Below are 22,848 nucleotides of genomic sequence, written 5' to 3'. Positions count from 1 at the left end.
GCTGCGACTCAGGCACCTGCCCGAAACAACAACCCGGATGCCTTGGTCTTGGTGAAAGACTGTGCTCAATCACGCCGTCTCACAACTGGCATTTTTACTAGGTACTGGACACTTATCCGGGCTTGGCAGCCAATAAAAAGGCCCGTGCAAGCACGGGCCTTTCATTTAGGTTCGCATCCGCTTTGTACTATTTTTCTTGACTGGCCAATCGGTCCACAGGGTCATACCCATAGCGGCTCGTTTGTTCGGGCAGATCGTCACTTGCAGGTACGGTCACATTGATCAGGCGGTTCAAACCGTCGTACTTCAATGCACGCCCTGCCTCGTCCTTGATCAGGCACCCGTTGGCGTCATACACCAGCGCCACATTACCCTCCAGATAATCAGGGTGATCATTTTCGATGCCGGTTAATTGCGCCGGATCCTGAGCATTGTCGAATACGTATCTCGCTGTATTGCTGCCACCGGGAAACACCGTTAAAACCCGGGTGATATTGTCGATATCATCGAAACGGAAATACTGCTCACGGATCACTTTGCCAAATGGATCAACCGGTGAAAGCTCGCCGTCGCTGGTATAGGCTTCCAACCGCCCTCGATCATCATAATCATAGGTCTCCTTACGCAGTAAATGCTCACCCTCGTGCAACGTTCGCGACGTCAACGCATCCCGTACATCATATTCCTGCGTCAAGCTTTGCCCCGTATCACTCATCGTGAACGTGCGCGATACCTCCCTGTCAAACGCGTCATAGCGCAGCTCGGTTGTCAGAAACTGCTCCGCGTCACGCGTATCAATCTTGAATTGTCGGCCTAGGGTGTCATAGGTGAAATGGGCCGTTAATTCCCCTAACGTCGTCAGCTCCAGTTGGCCCGCTGCGTTGTAGACATAGCGCTGAACCTGGCCAAGCACATCGGTGTAGGTCAGTGCACGTTCACGCAGGCTGGTCTGGTAATGCATGACATGATCGTTACGCACTTCGGTTCTGATCGCTCCAGTACTGAAGTACGTGCGCTCGAGCAGCTCCCCACCCTCTACCGCAGTGCTCAGGCGCGCATTCTTTGGGTCGTATTCGTAGCTGGCCTCGAAACTTTGCGCAGCCTCCTGAGGCCCCGTGTCGACAACCTTGCGCGTCACAGGCTCCGCGTTCAATTTAGGGTTGTACTGGTAGTGAATGGTCTGCCCGGCTGGCGTAATCACTGTTTCTGGCTGACGCTGACCTGGCTGGTAGAACATCTGCCGCTTGCGCCCACCGGTAATCGACACGACCATGCGGTCCAGGCCATCGAACACTTGTTCACCGAGCACTTTGTCGCCAACTTGGATGAGCACTGGCAAGTCTTCACCGCTGTGCGAGGCATAATCGCGGTGCACCACGCTCCCGTCTGCGAGGGTTTCGTCTACCTTTCTGTCAAACAGGTCGTAGGCGAAGTGTGTGCTGGCCTTGCGAGGGTCTATCTCTTGCGTCAGCCGCCCCAAGCCATCGTAACGGTTTTGCTGCACGCTGTAGGATGAAGCGGACTGGCCAGGCTGATCGAGCGTGAACCGCTCCACCTGCACGGGCTTTTCGAACAGGTTAAGCCAGCTGACAGTTTTGCCGGTTCGGCCCATTGCACCAGGTTCCAGCAGTTCTCCCGTGCTCGCGTCCCGCAGTTCGCCATCTTCCGATTCGCGCCAGCTGGTTTGCACTGGGCCGTCCCTCCACTGCTCATTGCCCTGTGGGTCGGTCTGCTCGAAATGCCTGACCTTGTCCGGGCCGATCTGGCAGTACTGCTGGCCCCAATCATCGAACAGGTAGCGTGTGGTGTAGGCGGTCTCTGCCGCCGTGGCCGACACCGGCTTGCCAGCCTGCTGGATGGCCCGGGCATCGACCTTGTCCGGTTCATAATCCAGCCAGTCGTATTCGGTTTCCTCGACGAGGTTGCCAAAGCCGTCATGGGTCATCTTGTAACTGGCGCGCATTGCTTCGGCACGCAATAGGTCGGAGTTGTCGGCATCCTGGCGTTCCTGCGCCACGGCGCGGTTGAGGCCGTCTACCCAAGTTCGAGTGACCACACCCTTGACATCCTCGCTGGTTTGCTCAGCCTGTTGACCGGCCAGGGTAACCAGGCTGTAGGTATAAAGGCGCGAAGCTCTGAACTCAGTGTCGTTAGGCGAAACAATTTCCTCGACCACCCGGCGTAGCGCATCGTAGCGGTATGCAATTTCTACTTCATTGTCGTCACGGTTGAGCAGCGGTTGGTTTATCAACACATCCTGAAGCAGGGTAATCACCTTTAGAGCATGATGCGGGTTACCGTATTCCTGTGCCGTGCCGTGGTCAAAGCCAGTATGTGTCTGCACCGTTTGCAATACATTGGCACCGATCCCGTCCGACATTTCATAGACGTAGGAAACCTGGGTCGATTTATTGTCCAGTGTGGTGACCTGAGATTGCAGGCGGCCATATTCCATGACGTCTTGTTGCGCCCTGTAGTAAGTGTATTGCGTTGCACTGTAGGGCTGACCGACCGGGTCGCTTTCACTGGCAAGTTTCAGCAAGGTCTCATTCTTGACCACCAGCGCACCCGCTGTGTCATGGGCGCCTGCCTTGGCCGGCAGGTGCTGGTAAGTCAGGCGAGTGCAGCGCATTGGGGCCACCGGCTGACCCTGATCGCCAGCACCCGGTATCACCGACGTGTCGCGCAGGCTGCGCACAAAGCTCTGCGGGTCCGGCGGGCAGTCGGTTCCCGCGCCCTCCTTTGGGTAAAACGAGTATCGGGTGCGCACACCGTTGGCCAGCGTCTCGTCGAGCAGGTTGCCGTAGTCGTCGTAAAGTGTCTTGTCGGTTTCTTCCCGTGGCCATGTTTCGCCGCTGCCTACCCGCCAGCGCCGCGTCACGGTGTCGGGCATTTGGAAAAACTTCACCTGCTGGCTGAAGGGCAAGCCGGGTGACTCATGATACTTCGTGGCCACTTCGTGCACGTGCTCGTTCTGCGCGTTGACCTGACGAGTCATGAGGTGAAAACGGTTGTAGTACTGGGTAACGGTCTTCACCACCTGCTCTGGAGCATTCTCCGGCAAGTCGGCATGCAAATAGTGCGTCGCCTGCGTGTAATACTCGAACTCCGAACCCGTGAACTTGTAGAGATTGTCAAGGCCATTATCGACCCAGCTAACGCCAGCAGCCCCTCGACCCAGGAAGTTGTTGTCCGAGTAGGCGTACGTGGTCAACATGGCAGGTTGGCCAGCACCAGGCTCGAAGAGATGGCGCTTAACCCTTGGCAACGCCGGATGCACATCCCCTGGGAAGCGATGGCCAAACTTTTCACCGTGCTCGTATTCGATGGTTTCGCTGCCACCTGCTGGGTTGTCCACCTTACGCAACACTGCAAGGTTGCGATCGCGTTCGTAGGCGATGTGTTGATATTGCAGGCGCCAACTGCCCTTGTTAGCGGACGGATCATCCTGGTCGAAGGGCAACACCACCGATACCGGCAAGCGCAATGCCGGTGTGCCCTGACTGCTCAGGCCCAGGGTGTAACGTGCCAGCGGCTCACCCAGGCGACCTGCTTCTGGATGCAGGTCAAGGTGTATATCTGAACTGCTGTACAACAAAGCAAGCAGCTTGAGCCCTGCGTCGTCTTCGACGCTGGTCAGGCAAGGTACGCCATTGAAGCTATGGTTGTACGCCAAGGTAATCCCGTGCCCCAGCGGGCCCTCGATGCGCACCGGCAATGCAACGGTATTGTCACTGCTGCCCTTGAGCTGCAGAAACTCCACCAGGCCGGAACTGTGCACCACCCGCCAATGGGTGCCCGGCGTGTCTTCATGGATGTGGAAGCTTTCCAGCTTGCGCTCATCGATGGCTAGCCCTGTGCCATCGCCGGTGTCCGACCCAGTGATTTTGTAACGCTCCCCAGTATGCAGTTCGAGCATGTTGGTGGCCGGCGTATATTGCGTCAGGTTCAAACCCCAGCCATGACCAAAGCCTGCGTCCTGGCTGCTCAACGGGTTGAACACCAGGCGCAGAGATAACGAGGGGCCCATGAGCTGGTTGCCCACCAATTCGGGCAAGGCGATACCCAAGGTGTACTGGCCAGTACGAGGATCGACGCTGTTCTGCACGAAACTCATGAAATTGAACGCGTTGGAATGCAACCACTTTTGAGTGCTCATGGTTTAGTCCCCATCTCAGCACCTATGTTGAGTTGCAGGAGGTTGCGGCTATCGAGCACGGTGCGTTCCAGGAAGTCGATCCGCAGCTCATGAATGTTGCCCTCCTCATCGTACAAACGGGCTACGAGCCCTTGATCCAGCCCGGCACGATACAATTTCTGGACGCTGCCCTTGGCCATCTTGTCGTGCCAGTACGGCATGTCGGGTACGCGATGCAGGGAGATCATCAGCTCGCCTTTGCCAGGTACATGATTCTCGACGAAATCGGCTTTGAGCCCTTCGTATCCCAGCTCCTCAGCCATCGCCAACAGGCGGCCGTCGATCGTGAGTTGCGTGGGTGCAGGTTTGCCCGGGGGATTGAATGCATACGACAGGTAGCTGAAGTAGGTTTCCTTGACTTGCTCGCTTTCCCAGCGAACAGCAGATGCCGTTTTCAGATTGCAGATCAGGAACTGCACCGGAAGCGACAGGTGAATGCACGATAGGATCCAGTAATCGATGGTTTCTTCGCTGAAGCTGAATTCATCCGTGCTGCCGGCCGGAGGGGGTGGATTTTGGAACTTCCGCTTACGCTCGAAGCGGTAGTCCGATACAGGAAAGTAGGGTCTGGGGAGGCTCTTCAACTTCAGTGTGCTTTGCTTTTCCCAGGAATTGACGTCACCTCCCCCGTCCTTGGTGAACCTGGCGTAGAATTCCTCGGTGCCATCCTTGAGGCTCTGGAAGTAGAACAGCTTGCGCCTGGTAGCACCTTCCCCTTGCACCTCACCTTGCAGGGTCGGAACCTCCCGGCGCTTGAACGGGTTGCGGGCCAGGTTGACATACCAATCCCCAACACCTTCCCCAGGCACTACCCCATCGGCCCCCGCCTCCACGAAAGGCACTTCCGCGTTGCTGATGTAGTTGTAGAATCTCAACGTCGACATTTCGGTCGGGCTCAACGGGATCTCCAGGTCGCCCACCTTGTCGGTCTCGATGGTGACCAGCACCTCCACCTGTTGCATGCCATTGGCCAAGCATTCAGCGACGCCACGCACCTCCAGCTCGAACCGCAGCAAACTTCGCCAGACCGGCGGAATCGTCGATTTTTCGGCCAGCTCGATCACTGCATACCCGCTGGCGTCTTCGTTGACTTCTGCCATGACCACAGCGGCTATCGATGAGCGCATGGCCGGCGGTGTGTACACCCCATTCTGGTCAATGCTGCCTTCACCGAACACTGCCCAACGGGTAGCCACAGCCGGGCCTGGCAGGCTCAGAAGCTGCCTGTCGGCCAACGTCACCTGCTGCGCAGGGAGCTTGAACTCGATAGGTTTTGAAGCATCGATCTCGGGCACATAATCGGGCTCAAGGGTAAGCGTGCCGGGATAGGCAAAGATGATTACCACAGCTTCAGACATATCCCCACCACTGCCAGTGGCCACGATGCGCTGCATCAGTACTTCGGGGATATAGGCGTCAGGGGTGTACGGCTCGAATATCGCAATTCCCCCTCCCTGATCCGTCAGCTTACCGAGCTCGGGTTCACCCGCTGCCAGGGCAAAGGTGACCGAGCTTTCAGAACTCGAAAGCGTGATAGCGCGGTCACCCTCCGACCAGGTGGCGACCCGCGGTGATACCTCCAAAGCCTTGACCGACTCGACGATCAGGGCGTTGCGTACTTGCTCGCCCTGCGATGACTGGAAGTGGTTGGAAACCACCACCACCTGCTGCGACATGCGGAAGTCACCGGGCTGCGAGGTATAGCTTCCGCCCTGGGTGATGTCCTTGGAGCCGGTGGAAAACTGCATCAATTCGGCCTCCCACCTCTGCGCAGTAGCGTCGGCGGCAGAGGCGCTCCCCTCCAATTTCAACTGACGCTGCTGGCCGGCCTGCATCTGCGAGCGCAGCGGCTCGACATCGTAGGTGTCTGGGGTTGGATCGATGCTGCCGAACAGCACTCGGTCCAGAGGATCGTGCTGCTCCAGCACGCCCACTGCCTGGGCGTTGGGCATCAGCAATTGGCTCAACATGCCTGACTGGTGCTGGGTGAACAGACCTTTGAGGTCCTGGTTCAATAACACCGTGGTATTGAACTTGGCCATCCCGTTAACGTGGGTATCATCCGGAATCAGGTAAGGGAAGGTAGCCGGGTTGGCCGGCAAAGTGCCATCCCGGCCGCCGACCTTGAGCCTGCAAAACAGCACCACTGCGCCCTTTCCAGCATGGGGCGAATTCGTCAACAGGGCTTCGGGGTGTGGCTGGGTGCGCACGGTGAAATTCACAGGGCACAATGGCCCGAAATCATTGAAGTCCAGGGTGACGGCTACAGTATTCTGTCTATAGGAAGGGTGTTCCAGAATTTTTCGGTTGATGCGCTGGCCTATGAGCAAGGCCGCTTTTTCGGTCAACCCAAGGTTACAGCTTGGCACCTCGCCCTTGGCCAGGTCGAGCGTCAAACGGCCTTGGTTGCTAACGTCGGTCGCCTGAACGTGCAACGCGCTGGTCATGCTCAACTGATAACCCATGCGCTCATGCAGGTTCATGCTGTAATTGAGCCGCGGCGGCCGGCCGGCGAAATGCAGCCTGGAAACGACACTGCCGGTGAGGATGGGCAGCGTTACATTGACCTTGGCATTGGCCATGGAGGCGCCTTCGAAGGAAAGGCGCGGTGGCCCGAGCACCACATTGGAAAGGGTGAGGAATTCGGTCTGGCTTTCATCCAGGGCAAACTCATCATCGAAGGGCAGAATGAACCGCTGGTCGTCGAATGCGGCTAGGAACTGTTGTTCGAGCATGCGATTGATTTGTGCAGCCTCGATCGCCACGATCGCACCCCAGTCATGCATCACACCACCTTTGCTCAGGCGTTCGAGCAAGGCATCTTTGGAATAGAGGTTCATTTCAGGTCCTCTTGCAACATTCCCAGGTAGGTTTCAACGCCAACGAACGGGACCGGCACAATTGCGGGCACCCATTTATAAACGTCGTCGTTCTCCTCGATGGCCACGATGACGGCGTAGGTTTCATCGGACGAAGGATCGGGCGTGTATACGCCGTCAACCAATGTTCCGGAGCCCTTGACCTTGAACCAGTACGTCTTGTCTTCAGGTACGATGTGATCACCGCTCTTTTTGTTGGTGCTCCAGTGCTCCAGCTGAATGCCTTGGCCAGACGGCTTGAACACGAACCAGTTGGTAATGTTTTGCAAGAGCAGCAGCACTTCGACTTCCTGTTTGCTTCCATTGGAACCTTCTGCGATCACCTGCTCGACCTGCAGGTATTCGGCAAGCTCTTCTTCAAGGGTCCAGTCCGAAGTTTTGCGATAGGCCAGCCATTGTGCCGGGATGGCTTGGGGCCCCGCAGGCATGCCTGCCTGGCTGGCAGGAGGGACATACAGTTTCGAATAGGGGACGTCCGGGTCGGCGTTCGGGTCGTCGATCAACCTGCCCATTGCGCCCGCCGACATGCGCAGGGTGAGCGTTTCGGTGGTGTCCAGTGGCGTGGCGCGGATCTTGTAGCCACTGGCACCTTTGTTGGCCATCATTACGATCGGATCCAGGCCGATATCGCGGCTGACGATGCCGACCAATGCCTGGCTCACAGCACCACCGGTTTTTGCTCTTGCGGTGACGATTACCCGCTTTTGGTTGTCGGGCAGATTTGCCCTGGAGGGCGCTGTATATACCCCTGTCTCGCTGTTGATAACCCCAGCATCGCCACTACCATCCGGAAGGTTGGCGACCGACCAGGTTACGGGCAGTTGTTCACCGGTGGTCTTGAACGTGAACGTGCGACCTGCGCCGATGACGGTCTCTACCGGATCGATCTGGAAAGTTGTCAAGGCTGGGCTCAATTGCCCGAGCATGACTAGTGGGCCGGGAACATGCAGGCTCTCGGATTGGAATATTTGGTTTCCTCGGAAGAGCAGACCGTGCAGAAGGAACAGATGGATTTGCGTATCCAGATCACCGAAACCTTTCGACAACTCCGGAATGCGTATAAAGTCGACCGTAGCTTTATAGCCTGACATCGATAGCGACTGCGCCGCACGGGCCTGATCTGACCAATTTTCCGCCACCATCCTAGAACTGTAAAACTTATCTTTAGCTTTGAAGCTAATAATACCATCGGCATTAGGCAACAGGTCATACCCACAACTGTACTCGTAGTCGAATACTAGCACCCCCGAATCCACCCTCTTTTCTTTCCACAAACTTGAAGCAGTCTCCCCATGCCCCGTCCATCGCAGCTGAATATCGTTTCCAACTAGTCGCAACGTCATTTCTCCGAAATGACCGTTATCAGCCCTTTGATCCGAATACACCGCACCTATCACATCCGCGTCCATCATATAGCCGTTGTCGAGATATTTATTTCCAGGACGCTGCAACCTACCACCGTTTGTAGCAGTGATCACTCCATCCCTATATGCCGCATCAAAACTAATACCCTCACGCCTGATATTCTCTATGAGTACAGGCGCTATTCTATCGAACATCTTCAACTTCGAAAAAAGCATGACAGCCGAGAATTCGCTTTGACGACCCGGAATGAAGTAGCTGAAGGTTTTGCTCGGCAATTTCAGATCTGATGTATTACCCTCCATTTTGACAAAAATCAATACAGCCCCATCGCCTTCGCTCGCAGCACCCATTACGTTGCTGTCCGCAGAAGCTTGGGTCCGTATAGCGATGGTCTCAGGATTCATCAAATTCGAAGTCTGCGGTAGGTGGCTGAGTTCAAAAATTCTCTTGTCGCCGAGCCACTCTTCAAATACTCTCTTAACGCTCTCCCCACCAATCGCTTCCTCGACGGGGGTATCGGCAAAGGAAAGTTCGTATGCCGTTCCTTTGCTCAAATCTACGCCAACCACCCCGTCACTTACCCCGACGCTGATTTCCTCCAGGTTCACACGGGCACGCAGGACTGGACCATTCAAAGCATCCGCCATCTTGATACGGGTCAGCTGCCTGATTTTTTCATTCTGCGGATTTTCGATCGTAAGCTGTTTACCGCCGACGACTTTCATGATCAAGTCGAGCTTGGAACTCTCGAGGTCGGCGTTTGCAAAGGACAAACGTGGCTTATCAAATCGGTAATCGATGACACGTTCAATCACGCCGGGCGTCGTAGCTGAGTCGAAAGTAGCAGGCGGGAACCAGGACTGCCCGTTGAAACGCTGAATATACTCCTGCAGGAGGATCACGTTTGTCTTGGACCTGTCATAAACGAGAATGGCATCCCATCCAAGCCCGTCGACCTCCCTGGCCATCAGAGTCAGATAGTCTTCCAGTGGCAAGCGCCCACCCGGCTCAACGTGCACAGTATTATTTTTCATCATCAGCCCTCTATCAATGTTTCGAGACATTTACGCAATCAGCTGCAAATTTAACGAGGGAAAATCCACCCAGGTGTCTCCGTCAGCCTCATTCTCAAAGTTAACTTTCACCTTCAGGTCAAACTGATCATTGATTTTCTGCTCATTCAAAATGCGCTTATCCAGCATGACCACGACTTCGCGCTTGCGTACTTCCTCGTCGCTGGCGACTTCGTTGCGCAACAACTCCACGAGGGCAGAGCCATTTTTTTTCACTCCCTCGTACAGAACCTGGAGCCGCTGCCCCGGCGCCATGAATGCCCAGTCGCCCAGCCGCAGCGTGGCACCTGCCCCCGGCACTGCAGCCAGCGATAACGTCGTGCCGCCCGGCGCTTCATCGCATTGAATGATCGGGTATCTATTGGTCAGCAACGGCAAGATCCGCAGTTGCACAGGCGGCGATTCCAGCGGGGGCAGGTGGTCGCGCAGCACGCGGAACAACACCGGAAACCGCTTGGCCGCTGCACTGGGCGTCGCCTCCATATTGGCGGCCACTGCAGTGGCAGGAACAGCGAAGCGAAACGGTGGGACACTCCCCTGCGGCAGTGTGTGTTCGTATTGCCCTGCCTTAGAGCGCCCTTGCCAGGCCAGCTGCAGTCGCTCACCCGGACGCAATCCAGGGTCGGGCGCGGTGACAATGGCACCGGTAGTGGCAAGCTCAGCATCAAGCCACATGTTCGGTTCGGGGTTTTCCAGGTTCCCATCCTGCACGACAACAGGCCGCAGATGGCGTGGCTGCAGCACTTCGATGTCCAGCAACTGACCGCTCAGGCCCAACCCTTCGCGCCCAACCTGATAGCCCATCGCCAAGCGCGTAGCACCCTGGAGCACCGAGGCATCCAGTTGAACACCCTGCACTCCAACGGCCAGCGTAGTCAGGTCGGCACGTAGCACCGCAGCGCCCGGCTCATCGTTGACATGCAGCAATGTCCAGTCAGCGGTATGCAAGCCTGGGTATGCAGGCACACGCACCATCAAACCATCAGGGAACATTTCAGGATCAAGCGATCCACCGGTGTAGCCTTCGATCTCAAGGGCAGGCAGAAGCGCTGGTTCAGTGGGAATCGAGTCAATCCAATAGGTTTGGACTGGCCCCTCGAGCGGTGTTGCACTACCGACAAAATCAATCTGGTAATGAACTTGCGCACTGCCCTTCTTGATGAAGTTGAACTGCCCTTTGGGCACCTTCCAATTCAGGCTGTAACCGATAAGGTCCTTCTCTACCTTCAGCGCATAGCGCTTCTCCTCATCGAAATCACCACTGGCTTCGTAACCGCGAAACACCAATGTCACCGTGTCCCCTTCTTGCATCGCCGCATAGGGCGGCGCTACGAAGGTGGCACCGCTGCTGCCCAACGCATCGGGGTCGATATGCAGGGCATGGGATTCGACGGCTTGGGTGACGGGCATGTGCTCCATGCGGTGCGGCCGTACGCCAACGAAACTGAATGTGCGCAGCGATTCGGCAGGGCTGCCGCTAATGCGCTCATAGTAATAAAAGGCATAGCCTTGATCGCCCTGGCTGACATAACGATTGCCAATCAATACGCGCAGGCGTTTTTTGAGCGGGTCAAAATCTGGTTGCTCAACTTCAACTACGGTACCTACCGAATCCAGGGCTTCTCCCGAGGCCGTGGCGCCCCGCCAATGAATCCTGAGTTGATCGCCTTCGGCAATACCATCGTACTGGATGTACGTTTCTAAATCGTCATCGCCCAACTCCTCCAGGTCGATTTCGTCATACGCATTACGGATTTCAATGAAAGGTGCAGACAGCAACTCTAGGCGGTTTGCTATAGGGGGGGCTCGCATGAAAAATCGCCTTACTCAGATTGACTTTCCCTGAGTTATAAGCCCAATCAACTGCCGCACCAACTGGTAAAAGTAATAGGTAGGCTTTGGCCTATCACACTATTGAAATAAACGCACCTGACAGTTTTACCAGGTCCTTCCTGTCATTTTTACCAGGTGCTCGCGGCCACACAACCTTTTAGGCTGATAGCGCGTTTTCCCGATAATGGAAAAAACCACTCACAAATTCCGCCATAGGGCATTACGATGGAATTATCAAGACGCAACATCCTGATACCCGCAACGCTTGCCATCCTCAGTGCCACTCTGAACATGCAGGCATTAGCCAGTGACCCGGTCGACCCGATCGGCGGTGTCACACTGATGAGCAAAAACAACGAGCCTTGCAAAATGATTCCACCCGCAGAGGGCTCGGGGCTAACGTACAATTACGCGACAAACAGCCCAGCTTATAGTTGTTATCCCGCCACTGCGCGCAGCGTTCAATTTGACCGTCTGCCTTCAGCCATGGAAATCATCTTCTCCTCGCGCCCTGACTGTAATACTCAAGCCGCTGAAGATAATGAATACTGGATAAAATTCAAAACCACGGCCACCAATACAGGGTCCCCTCACATTTATTCATTTGAAGAACTTCAAAACTACGCCAAGAACCAAATCATCTTTCGCGGCCTGAAGCTTGTGGACAAAAAACAAGCGCCCGGAGACCGAATGCGCGATGCGACGAGCTGTGTAAAATTCACTGCATCCGGCAACATTGACACGCCTGAAGCCCTGGACTCGCTGACACTTGCAGACACCACCGGAATACCTGCCGGACCAGAGCACAGGGGCGACGAACGGGTCTGCTTAGGGTCGTCGATGATCTATGAGCGAAAGCACTCAGGTGACGAAACTAAAAATACCTCTTATGGCTGCCGTCTGGCTGAACACTACGAAATCCGCGATCGAAAATGGTCTGTAAGTTTTCGCGAGTCGGGGCTCGACCCCGAGGAGGCTAGCGCAACCCCGTCAGCCAAAGACAAGCGTTACATCTATTTTACTTGCCCCATCAATACCGTGATGACTGGCCGCCAGCACACTGGGGATGAAAATGGGAACACGAGGTATCAATGCGCTTCTCTGGTCGACGCGAATAATGGCCGAATTGTGCTAGTCGAACCCACACAGTGGTCGCCCGAGTTCGAGGAGAGCAGCAAAATTTACGAAACATGCCCCACTAACCAAATCATGATAGGTCGTGCGCACAAGAATGATGAGAAAGGTGAAACCCGGTACCTCTGCGCAACACTTCGTCCTGCCGCACAATAAAGGAGGGCACTGATATGTCCACGACCTCAACTGCACAATCCAACGCCTACAACTTCAGCACTTTCGTGCAAAACAGTGTGGATCCGCGCACCGGGCAGTACACCTTGGCCATCGTGCTGCCAGAATTGGTAGGTAACGATCAGATGGGCCCTATGTTGCCACTGCGCCTTAGCTTCAACCCAATGAACCATCTGGACGCGGGATTCGGCCACGGCTGGAGCCTGAACCTCAGCCAGTATATGCCTGCCAGCAACCTGCTCAGCCTGCAGACCGGCGAGACCCTGAAAGTCACCGGCAGCGACATAGGCGACGGTACTGGGCTTGCAATGGACGAGCGCAAGCTGGAAAGCTTCCACCTGCACCAGGAAGATGACGAGAACTGGCGTGTGGAGTACAAGAATGGCCTGGTGGAATTTCTCCAACTCAAAGGCCCCAGCAACCGGCGCGTTGCCTTGCCGGTTCGTATCGAAGCAGCGTCAGGGCACGGCATCACCCTGAACTACGATGACGATTTCAACCAGATACCCTGCCTGACCAGCATCGTTGACGGAAATAACGAAACGCTGCTGAAGATTACATACGACAGTGGCAGCGTAATGTTCGACCTGTACCCGAACGTCGACAGCAAGACACTGGCCGCGGCGCGTTACGAGGTCAAACTCGAGAAGCGCGGCACCCCGGCGCTCAGGCTTGCGCGCCAGGTGCTGCTACCCGCCGAGCAAGGCGCCGGCTGGGCATTTGATTACCAACACATCGAGTATGATAAGGAGCTGGGTCAGAACCTGGCGCTAATGCAAAAAGTCACCACCCCCTTTGGTGCAGTGGAAACCGTCGAATACTGGGTCGCAAACAATGGTCACCGGTTCCCCAACGACGCCCGCCCGCCCTTGCCCCGGGTCAAGCGCCTTGCCGTCGACCCGCGCTTCGATCAGCCGGTAATGGTCACCACCTACCAATACACCGACAATAACTATCTCGGCCGAGGGGCCAGTGGCATCACATGGCGCGATGATGGCCTGGACAATCTGTACCAGTTCACCGGCCGCGATTTTGAATATGGCTCAACCGTCAGCCATTGGCTCAAGGCCGCCGGTGACACTTCACCAGGCGATGGCAAGGTGCTGCGCACCGTTACCCGTCGCTATAATCGCTTTCACCTGATGACCCACGAAACCGAAGCGCAGAACGGCTGCGTGCAGGAAATCTACACCCAGTACCACGAGCAGGAGGGGCTGGAATTCGCCCGTCAGCCGGCTTATTTCCAGCTGCCGCACAAGGTGACCCAGCGCTGGATGTTCGAGGACGGGGCGACGTGGCCCCGCGAAGAAACCAAAACGACCATCTTCGACGAGCATTGCAACTTGCTCGAAGAGATCGAGCCCGACGGTACCCGCACGGCATACACCTACTACCCCATCGAAGGCGAAAATGAAACCATCGACGGCAAAGAGCAAGTCGCCTGCCCAGCCGACCCACAGCACTTCGTGCGCCGAATCAAGTGCAAAACCACCTACCCTGCTAGCCAAGCAAATGGTCAAGCGGCAATCCTGCGCAGCCATTATCGCTACAAAGAAATAGCCCCTCTCGCTAACGCGCGCAAAACCTTCGGCGAAGCGGTGGTCAAGGATCAACGTACCTTGCAACTGGCCAGTGCGGACGAAAACGCCGCCACTACCTTATTGCAGCACTCCGAACTTACCTACCTTGAAAAGCCGGATAACCACCTGCTGCACATGCGCCAGGACAGCGTGCGCCAGACCATGAAATACGGCGACGACCCGCTGAAGGACAGGACCACAACCAGCACATCGTTCTATAGCCTGATCAACGACGATGACGGCCAGCAGAGCCTGCTCCAACTTCGCTCCACCATCAAGGGCCACGACCTGATCGAACGCGTCTTGTACAGTGCCACCTCCCGATACACCGGCCAGTTGTTGCGCCATCAAGACAGCAACGGTGTGTACAAGCATCTCTACTACGATGCCTTGCGCCGCCTGGTCCGCGAAACCGTGGCCCCCAATACCGAGTTCGAGGCATCGCGCACCTACGATTATCATTTGAGTGTAAATGGCTCCCAGCCAGCACAGGCTGCGACCGACGTGCAGATGGTTGTTAGTACACTATTGCTCGACGGCCTCAACCGCAATGTGGGCGAAACGCGCAACATTGATACCGCCAACGATTCACAAAACCCCGTGCGCAAGACATTCCAGGTATCGAGCAAGCAATACGATAGCCTAGGGCGCCAAAGCGCTGAAACGGTGCATGACGAATTCGATGACAATCAACGCCTCGAACTGACCACCCGCTTCGAGTACGACGACTGGGGCAACCTGAGCAAGACCATTGGGCCTGATGGCGTCATTTATCGTCAGCAACGCACACCCTTCGGCGAAGACGGTGACATCATCGAAACCTGGCAAGAGCGCGCTGATGAAGGTACGCCAGAACAACCAGTGAAACGCCAGCGGCTGGTAACGGAACTGAACCGCTTTGGCAAACCCGTTTATGAACAGCGCATTGATCTGGACGGGCAAGAGGTGGGCAGGCGCGATTACCTGTACGACGGCCTTGGCCGTAGCGTGCAGGAAACACGTACCCAGCGCGACCCGCTGAGTACGCCAGCCGCGCTCAAAGCGCCTCTGCGCCATACCTGGAAGTTCAGCTACGATGTCTGGGGCCGCATGGAGCGCAACGAACGCCCCGACCAGAGCGCCTTGCTGCGCAAGTTTGCCGACTTCACCAGTGACGAACTCACTACCCGGCTGGAACTCGAAGGCGATACGATACCTATCTGCACACGCACCTTCGATGGCCTGGGCCGCATGAGCACACTCGCAGTAGGCCCGCGCGTAGAGCGCTATGACTACCAGGAGGGGCGTACACTGGTGCACCAGCATCACCGCAGTAGCAAACGCACCCATACCTACAGCTATCAACCTGAAGTCACGATCCAGCCCACCCAGATCAGCACCACCCTCACCGAGGAAAATGGGCAACTAACGACAAGCATCGACAACCCGATCTTTGCGTTCGAGCGCCCGGACGCTGCCATTACCTCGGCCACCAACCTTGAGGGCACACGCACCTACCACTACACCGACCAGGGCTTTCTGCTGCAGGAAAGCTGGCAGGATGACCCGGCCAACAGCTTCACCAACGATGACCACACCATCAATTACCGCTACTCACTGCAAGGCCGCCTCTTGGAGCGCAGCAGTGGCGAACAAAGCACCGTTCACCACTATGACCCACTCGGCCGCCTGCAAAAAACCCTGCGCGGCAAACTCGAGGCCAGCTTTGAATACGACGATGATGGCCGGCTGAAAAAAACCGAGACCGTGGACCATCACAGCGAACGCAAGGTCACGTGCGAACAGCAGTACGACAGCTTCGGTCGCGAGGTGCAACGCACCTTGACCCTGGACGACGGTACGGTTCAGGTGCTGGAGCAGATCTGGCGTGACGACGATCAACTGCACACCCGTACCCGCCACCAGAACGGCGTGTTACTGCTTGAAGAGCTCTTCGCATACGACGGCCTGGATCGCCTGGAAAGTGTTGAATACAAAGGCTCGCAATTGCCCTGCAACACCGCCGGGCGCGCCATGACCAGCCAGATCATGCGTTTCGATGAAAGGGATCAACTTACCCGCTGCAACACCACCTTTGAAGACGGCGAAACCAACAGCGCCCGCTTTACCTACAAGCCCGATGGCAGCTGCCAGCTCGAGCGCGTGACCAACAGCCTGCAGCCGGACTACCCGGCCGACCAATCCTTCAGCTACGACGCCGATGGCAACATGCGCAACGATGAATGGGGCCGCATGCTGCACTACGATGACAGCAGCCGCCTGATCGAAGTTCGCGCCAGTGATGATAAAGAGGTCCTTGCCAAGTACCGCTATGATGGCCATGACCACTTACTTGGGGCTAAGCACGGCAATGCCGCCGAGGTAAAGCGCCGCTACCAGGGCAATCGCCTCGACGCTACTCTCGACAATGGCGTGCTCACCCACTATCAGTATCACGGGGACACCGCATCGGCCATGCAGGTAGACGGGCAACCGGGCGACACACGCCTGCTGCTGACCAATGCCAATGGCAGCGTGGTTGGCGAGTATGCCGACAGTGGCCTGCACAATACCCGCTACAGTGCCTACGGTGAGCGCACCTTGGACAATGAGGATGATGAAGAGAAGCACCTGTTCAGCTTACTGGCGTTCAATGGCGAGGTGCGCGAAGCCGCCTTTGGCTGGTATTTGCTGGGATGCGGCTACCGTGCCTACAACCCAGGCCTGATGCGATTCCACAGCCCAGACTCGCTCACCCCTGAGCAATCGGGCGTCAATCCGTATCTGTACGTATTGGGTAACCCGGTCAACTGGCGCGATCCCACCGGGCACTACGCCGAGAGCTACAACGACCCGCTCCCCCCCGTCATCGATCCAATCGCTAAACAGGCCAAGCCATCCTTCTTGGATAAGTGGCAAAACGTGCTGTTCGCCGCAATAGGCATTGCCGTCGGCCTGGCCTTCGTAATTGCCTTCCCACCTGCTGGTCTAGGCATTGGAGTAGCTATCGTTGGTGGTGCTCTTGCATTTGCTGGGCTAGGTGTGACGGTTTACGGCACATTGACCAATAACGATCGCGCTAAACAAATAGGCATGATCATGTCCAATATTGGTGCTGTGTTAATGTCGCTCGCCCAAGTAGTCACCAGGTTTTCCAAAGGGGTCAAAGTTAACTTTAACTTTAACTTTGCCAGCAAAGGTGGAGCTAAAACTTCTACAGCACCTCAGCAGAATGGCCCAACCACTGGCGATGCTGCCAATAGTCCTGTGGAAACAAGTGCTCAGCCAAGCGAGGCGGCTTCTTCATCTAGTGCGAGCGTGCGCTCATCAGTCTCATCAGCCCCACTAGCTCGACCAGACTCACCAGCCCCTCAATCCTCAACAGCCACAGAATACCCAGAGATTCCACCTCCCGATTATGACGTTGAAGTTATCAAAAAGGTACCACCACCCCCTCCGCCGAAACCGAAACCGAAACCGAACCCGAAACCGAACCCGAAACTGCTCCCTGCCATCTTGCAACGCCGTCGCCTCCTAAGGCATGTAAGTTTGGAAAGTGCCTTAAATGATCCAGAAAATAACACTGCAGGAATTGACTGGGAAGGAGCCGCTCTTTACGGAAGTAAAAAAGGCGTACTTAGGTCCGAAACTTAACTTGTCGCAATAACTTCATACTGTACCTACAGAGCAACACACCTCTGTTCTTCAGGGCCCTACGGGGCCCTGATTTTTGACGCCCTGCCACTGCAAACTTTTCCCTACCTCAAAAAGAAACCACCTACATCCCGTATCGCCATTAATTCCTATCGTGCAGCCCTTCGTTCCCGCTGCCACGGCCGACCTGCGCAAAGGCCAGGCCCGTCGCCCCCGATAGGTAAACGTCCATGCCCCCCTTCCCCCAACGCTCACGCATGCCATCCCGCTTGCGCCTTGCGCCGTTGCTGGCGCTGGGTGGCACCAGCCTGCTGCTGTGTGCCCACCGGCCAGTGCTGGCGAGCTCGCCAGCACCGCTGTTCAACGCCAGCTTCATGCGCCAGGCCCCCGGCGAGTCGGTCGACGCCGCGCAGCTGGCGCTGCAGTCACTGGCCGATGGGGAAGCCCTAGCACCCGGCCGTTACCGCGTCGGCATCACGCTGAACCTGGACTACCTTGGCGAGCGCGAACTGGACTTCATGCCCGGCCTCGGCCAGCAAGGCCTGCAAGCGTGCCTGTCGGCTGAGCTGCTGCGCGAATTCGGCCTGCGCGAGGAGGCTTTGGAGCAGCCGCTGGATGAAAGCATGCCCTGCCAGGACCTGGCCAGCCTGCTGCCTGATGCCAGTACCGAACTGGACCCTGGCAAGCTGCAACTGGCCGTTTCGCTCCCACAGTTCGCCCTGCGCCGCAGCAATGCCAACGCGGTACCGGCCGAGCGCTGGGACGCCGGTATCAACGCCGCCTTTCTCAACTACCAGGTTGCTACCCAGGCCCTCAACCGCCGTGGAGGCAGCCAGGCCAGCCATGACTTGCTGCTCAACAGCGGCGTCAACCTCGGCGCCTGGCGCCTGCGCACCAGCCAGGCATTTCGCGACGACGGCCAAGGCGAACGCAACTGGACCCGCAGCAACACGTATTTGCAACATGACCTGCCTGACAACCACGGCAATTTCACCCTGGGTGAAACATTCAGCCAAGGCGAGGTCTTCCGCAGCCTGCCATTCAAGGGCGTGCAGGTGGCCTCTGACATGGGCATGCTGCCTGACGTGATGCAAAGCTACGCCCCGGTCATCCGTGGTGTCGCACAGACCCGGGCAAAACTGGAGGTGCTGCTCAACGGTTACCCCATCTACACCACCTTCGTCGCCCCTGGGCCCTATGAGATAGACGACCTGGGTATTGGTGGCGGCAGCGGTGAACTGGAAGTGGTGCTGACCGAAGCCGACGGCCAGGTACGCCGCTTCATCCAGCCGTATTCGAGCCTGGCCAACCTGCTGCGTCCTGGCGTGTGGCGCTATAGCGCCACCTTGGGTCGCTACAATGGCGCCGAACACCTCGACACCCCACTGCTGTGGCAGGCGACCCTGGCCCGCGGCGGCAGCTGGGGTACTTTGTATGGCGGCGTGCAGGGCGGCGATTACTACCGCGCCGCACTGCTCGGCATGGCCCGCGACCTGGGGAATCTGGGCGCGGTGTCGCTGGATATCACCCAGGCCAGCGCCGACCTTGGCGAGCGGCTCGGCCAGGTGCAAGGCCAAAGCTACTCTGCCCGCTACGGCAAGACCTTCAGCACCGGGACCAACCTGCGGTTCGCCGGCTACCGCTACTCGAGTGAGGGCTACCGCGACTACGACGAGGCTGTACGTGAACGCCACGCCTACAGCGGTTACCTGGGCAACCGCCGCAGCCGCCTCGAAGCTTCGGTATACCAGAGCCTGGGAAACCATGGCTCGCTAAGCCTGACCCTGTCCCAGGACGACTACTGGGGCAGCAACCTGCAGCGCAGGCAGTACCAGCTGCAGTACACCACTCAGTACCGCAACATCAATTTCAACCTGTTTGCCTCGCAATCGCTGGCCAGCAACAGTCGCCAGGACCGCCTGTTCGGCTTGAGCATGACCTTGCCGCTGGACTGGTTCAACGGCGCCAGTGCCACGTTCGCCACCCAGGCCAGTAATGGGCGTCAGAGCCAACGCGCCAGCCTCAGCGGCGGCGCCCTGGACAACCGCTTCAGATACACAGCGTCGGCCACCCGCGACGCCCAACAACAGACCTCCGGAGCACTCTCGGTTGGTTACCAGGGTGCCAGGGCCAACATTGGTGCCGGCTACACTCAAGGCAACGACTATCAGTCACTCTCGGTCAACGCCAGCGGCGCCCTGTTACTGCACGCAGACGGCCTGACCCTGGCCAGCCAGCTTGGTGAAACCAATGCCTTGGTCGAGGTCCCTGGGACGCCTGGCCTGGGGGTGCAAAACGCCCCAGGCGCCAGCACCGACAGCGCAGGCTTTCTGATCGCACCCCACCTGCGCCCCTATCGCAACAACCCATTGCACCTGGAAACCGCCAACCTCGGCCCACAGGTGCAGATCGACAACGGCAGCACCCAGGTAGTGCCCCGCCGCGGCGCAGTGGTCAAGGCAAGCTTTTCTGCCCGCAAGGTCAGCCGCCTGATCCTGACCTTGTTACAGGCCAACGGCAAGCCGCTACCCTTCGGCGCCCGAGTCAGTGATGAGCAGGGTCAGGTGCTGGCGGTCGTTGGCCAAGCCGGCCAAACGCTGGTGGCCACCGATGACAAACCTCAACTGTTGCGCGCGCAGTGGGGTGAGCAGACCTGCTTGGTGGCCATTGACCCTCACAGCATGCGCGAAGAGCAAGGCTACCACCTGAACACCCTGCAATGCCCGCAACCCACCACAGACAGCCCCCGGGACCTTAACCCATGAAACTATCCACCTGCGCCTCGTTGCCCCCCCTGTGCCTGGCATTGCTGGCCAGCGGTGAAGCATTTGCACTAGCGGCCTGCGACTGGTCGGGCGGCGTTAGTGGCGAATTAGTGCACAACCTCGATCTCAGCTCCAGATATGTAGCCCGCGATGCGCCTATCGGCTCCGTGATCGGCCAGGCCAACGTGCGCTATAACCTACCTAACGAAACTGGCACTCGGGTAATTTGTACCAACTTCGCAGCCCTGGGCCCGACCCTTACAGCCCGTGTGGACAATACCCAGCCACTGTTCACCGGTTCGCTGCCGCCGGTTAACGGCGAAGACTTGACCGGTCGAGTGATCGAGACCGGCGTCGCCGGTGTCGGGATTCATGTGCGCCTGGACGCCCCCTATCACGGCGCAGGTGGCTCGCCCGACAATGCGTGGACCTACATCAAATGGACGTCGGTCCCTTGGCAAGGCTATGCTGACCACGATCCCGGGCCTACCGGCATCCAGTTGAGCAACCTGCGTGCATTCATTACCCTGATCAAAACCGGCCCCATAGCGCCCGGGCCCCAGTCATTCAATGGCGTGCAGCTGTTCAGTGGCACCTACAGCGACGTGGGTACAGTCATGCGCTATCACCTGCACGGCACGGTGACCGCCGCACAGTGCACGCTAAGGGCTGATGCGGTCAACCCGGATCCGGTCGACCTTGGCGCACATGAGTTGAAGGCATTCGGCAAACCCGGTGACGTCACCAAAGCGATCCCCTTCCAGATCAGGCTGAACGACTGTGAGAGCGATGCGTCTGGCGGCACCCAGGCTTACGTTCGGCTCGACGGAGCCAATGGTTCGACTCCGATCGACGTCGACAAGGGCGTATTCAGCCTGTCCAGCGGTTCGGGGGCTACCGGCCTTGGCATCCAGGTATTGCAAGCGGACGGCATCACCCCGTTTCGGCTGGAAGAAGACATTGCCGTAAAACCGCTCAGCCCCGGCGACATCGCCCTGGATTTTCAGGCCCGCTATTACCAGACCGCCCCCACCGTCACTGCTGGCGACGCCAATGGCGCGCTCAATTTCACCATCACTTATCGCTAAGACCCGGCCAGCCTTAAGCCCTGCTTTGAGGTTGGCGGTTTTATTGGAACAGCGGGCGTTCCCACGCAACAACATCTGCTCGTAAAGTCGAGCAGGTGTATATCGATACCCAAGGGCCAGCTCAGCCATCGATCCGCTACGCCAACTGCGCGCAATCGCTGTACTTAGAGATGCACTCAAGGTTCGTGGCTGCCGTTGGGTTGAGGCAGACTGCGCTGAAACGAAAAAAAGACGCCGAAGCGTCTTTTTCAAGGACTTACAGAATTCCAAGGAACTCTGAAGATCGATAATTGGAGCGGGAAACGAGACTCGAACTCGCGACCCCGACCTTGGCAAGGTCGTGCTCTACCAACTGAGCTATTCCCGCATTGTGAAACCTTTACCGCTTTTGGCGTGAAGCGCCATGAAGACCTTCACCACCACTGCACCGCATAGACGCCACAGTATTTAAACTGGAGCGGGAAACGAGACTCGAACTCGCGACCCCGACCTTGGCAAGGTCGTGCTCTACCAACTGAGCTATTCCCGCATTTGGCGTCCCCTAGGGGACTCGAACCCCTGTTACCGCCGTGAAAGGGCGGTGTCCTAGGCCACTAGACGAAGGGGACACACGACACTTTTCAGTGCACCAGGCTTGAACCTCACGATTCACCCTGGATTTTCTTTTCCTGCCTCGCAATTAAGCGTTGCCGGAGAAACTGGAGCGGGAAACGAGACTCGAACTCGCGACCCCGACCTTGGCAAGGTCGTGCTCTACCAACTGAGCTATTCCCGCATTGGCGTCCCCTAGGGGACTCGAACCCCTGTTACCGCCGTGAAAGGGCGGTGTCCTAGGCCACTAGACGAAGGGGACACGCTGCTGGCATTACTGCCTGCTTTCACTCCCTGCTGCGTTTCGCTGTGTGCTTTACGCTGCAAGTGGCGCGCATTCTATGGAGCCTTCGAACAGGCGTCAACCCTTTTATAGAAATTTATTTAAATCAATGACTTCGGCTCTTCCACAGGGCGCCGAGAGTGCCCGGCGATGGATTGGCGTTGATTTTCTGACACGTCCGTCGCAAAGTGCCATCACTCGAGGAAAGCAGCAGCCGGCCGACACACTGCATCAAGGGCCGAGTGCGGCATC

At 57.4% G+C, this 22,848-nt stretch carries 8 protein-coding genes and 5 tRNA genes; 4 read left to right on the top strand and 9 right to left on the bottom strand.

From position 1 onward, the window contains the following. Positions 1 to 187 precede the first annotated feature (187 nt). The 4 genes from J5M56_RS07215 to J5M56_RS07200 are packed head-to-tail and all read right to left on the bottom strand — an operon-like array spanning position 188 to position 11,234. The gene (locus J5M56_RS07215; protein WP_207936223.1) at positions 188 to 4,159 is read right to left on the bottom strand and encodes an RHS repeat protein; all 3,972 of its coding nucleotides are present in this window, start codon (positions 4,157 to 4,159) and stop codon (positions 188 to 190) included. Beyond that, a complete protein-coding gene (locus J5M56_RS07210) occupies positions 4,156 to 7,038 on the bottom strand; it encodes a hypothetical protein (protein WP_207936222.1) in 2,883 nt (960 codons plus the stop codon). The genes J5M56_RS07215 and J5M56_RS07210 overlap by 4 nt, the downstream gene beginning before the upstream one ends. Further along, positions 7,035 to 9,479, bottom strand: coding sequence for a hypothetical protein (locus tag J5M56_RS07205; protein WP_207936220.1), 2,445 nt, complete (start codon positions 9,477 to 9,479; stop codon positions 7,035 to 7,037). The genes J5M56_RS07210 and J5M56_RS07205 overlap by 4 nt, the downstream gene beginning before the upstream one ends. 27 nt (positions 9,480 to 9,506) lie before the next feature. Continuing rightward, on the bottom strand, positions 9,507 to 11,234 hold the full coding sequence (locus J5M56_RS07200; protein ID WP_207936219.1) for a hypothetical protein: 1,728 nt from the start codon (positions 11,232 to 11,234) through the stop codon (positions 9,507 to 9,509). Between the two features lie 339 nt (positions 11,235 to 11,573). On the opposite strand from J5M56_RS07200, the gene J5M56_RS07195 reads away from it, so the two are divergent. The 4 genes from J5M56_RS07195 (at position 11,574) to J5M56_RS07180 (ending at position 21,722) form a co-directional block, all read left to right on the top strand. Then, the gene (locus J5M56_RS07195) at positions 11,574 to 12,638 is read left to right on the top strand and encodes a hypothetical protein (RefSeq protein ID WP_207936216.1); all 1,065 of its coding nucleotides are present in this window, start codon (positions 11,574 to 11,576) and stop codon (positions 12,636 to 12,638) included. Between the two features lie 14 nt (positions 12,639 to 12,652). Then, on the top strand, positions 12,653 to 17,869 hold the full coding sequence (locus J5M56_RS07190; protein ID WP_207936213.1) for an RHS repeat-associated core domain-containing protein: 5,217 nt from the start codon (positions 12,653 to 12,655) through the stop codon (positions 17,867 to 17,869). Between the two features lie 230 nt (positions 17,870 to 18,099). Continuing rightward, entirely contained in the window at positions 18,100 to 20,634 is a 2,535-nt protein-coding gene (locus J5M56_RS07185) for a fimbria/pilus outer membrane usher protein (protein ID WP_207936211.1), read from the top strand. Next, positions 20,631 to 21,722, top strand: a complete 1,092-nt coding sequence (locus tag J5M56_RS07180) for a fimbrial protein (RefSeq protein ID WP_186476639.1) — start codon at positions 20,631 to 20,633, stop codon at positions 21,720 to 21,722. The genes J5M56_RS07185 and J5M56_RS07180 overlap by 4 nt, the downstream gene beginning before the upstream one ends. A gap of 291 nt (positions 21,723 to 22,013) precedes the next feature. On the opposite strand, the gene J5M56_RS07175 is transcribed toward J5M56_RS07180, so the two are convergent. From J5M56_RS07175 to J5M56_RS07155, 5 genes are all read right to left on the bottom strand, one after another. After that, positions 22,014 to 22,089 (bottom strand) — tRNA-Gly (locus J5M56_RS07175). 86 nt (positions 22,090 to 22,175) lie between these two features. Beyond that, positions 22,176 to 22,251: transfer RNA gene (locus J5M56_RS07170), tRNA-Gly, on the bottom strand. A gap of 3 nt (positions 22,252 to 22,254) precedes the next feature. Then, positions 22,255 to 22,330: transfer RNA gene (locus J5M56_RS07165), tRNA-Glu, on the bottom strand. Positions 22,331 to 22,421: 91 nt separating this feature from the next. Then, a tRNA-Gly gene (locus J5M56_RS07160) sits at positions 22,422 to 22,497 on the bottom strand. A 2-nt stretch (positions 22,498 to 22,499) separates the two neighbouring features. After that, a tRNA-Glu gene (locus J5M56_RS07155) sits at positions 22,500 to 22,575 on the bottom strand. Positions 22,576 to 22,848 lie beyond the last annotated feature (273 nt).

Origin of the sequence: Pseudomonas sp. 51_B (assembly GCF_017491595.1) — a bacterium.
In the GTDB taxonomy this organism is placed as follows: domain Bacteria; phylum Pseudomonadota; class Gammaproteobacteria; order Pseudomonadales; family Pseudomonadaceae; genus Aquipseudomonas; species Aquipseudomonas promysalinigenes.
This window is presented reverse-complemented; position numbering and strand designations above follow the sequence as displayed.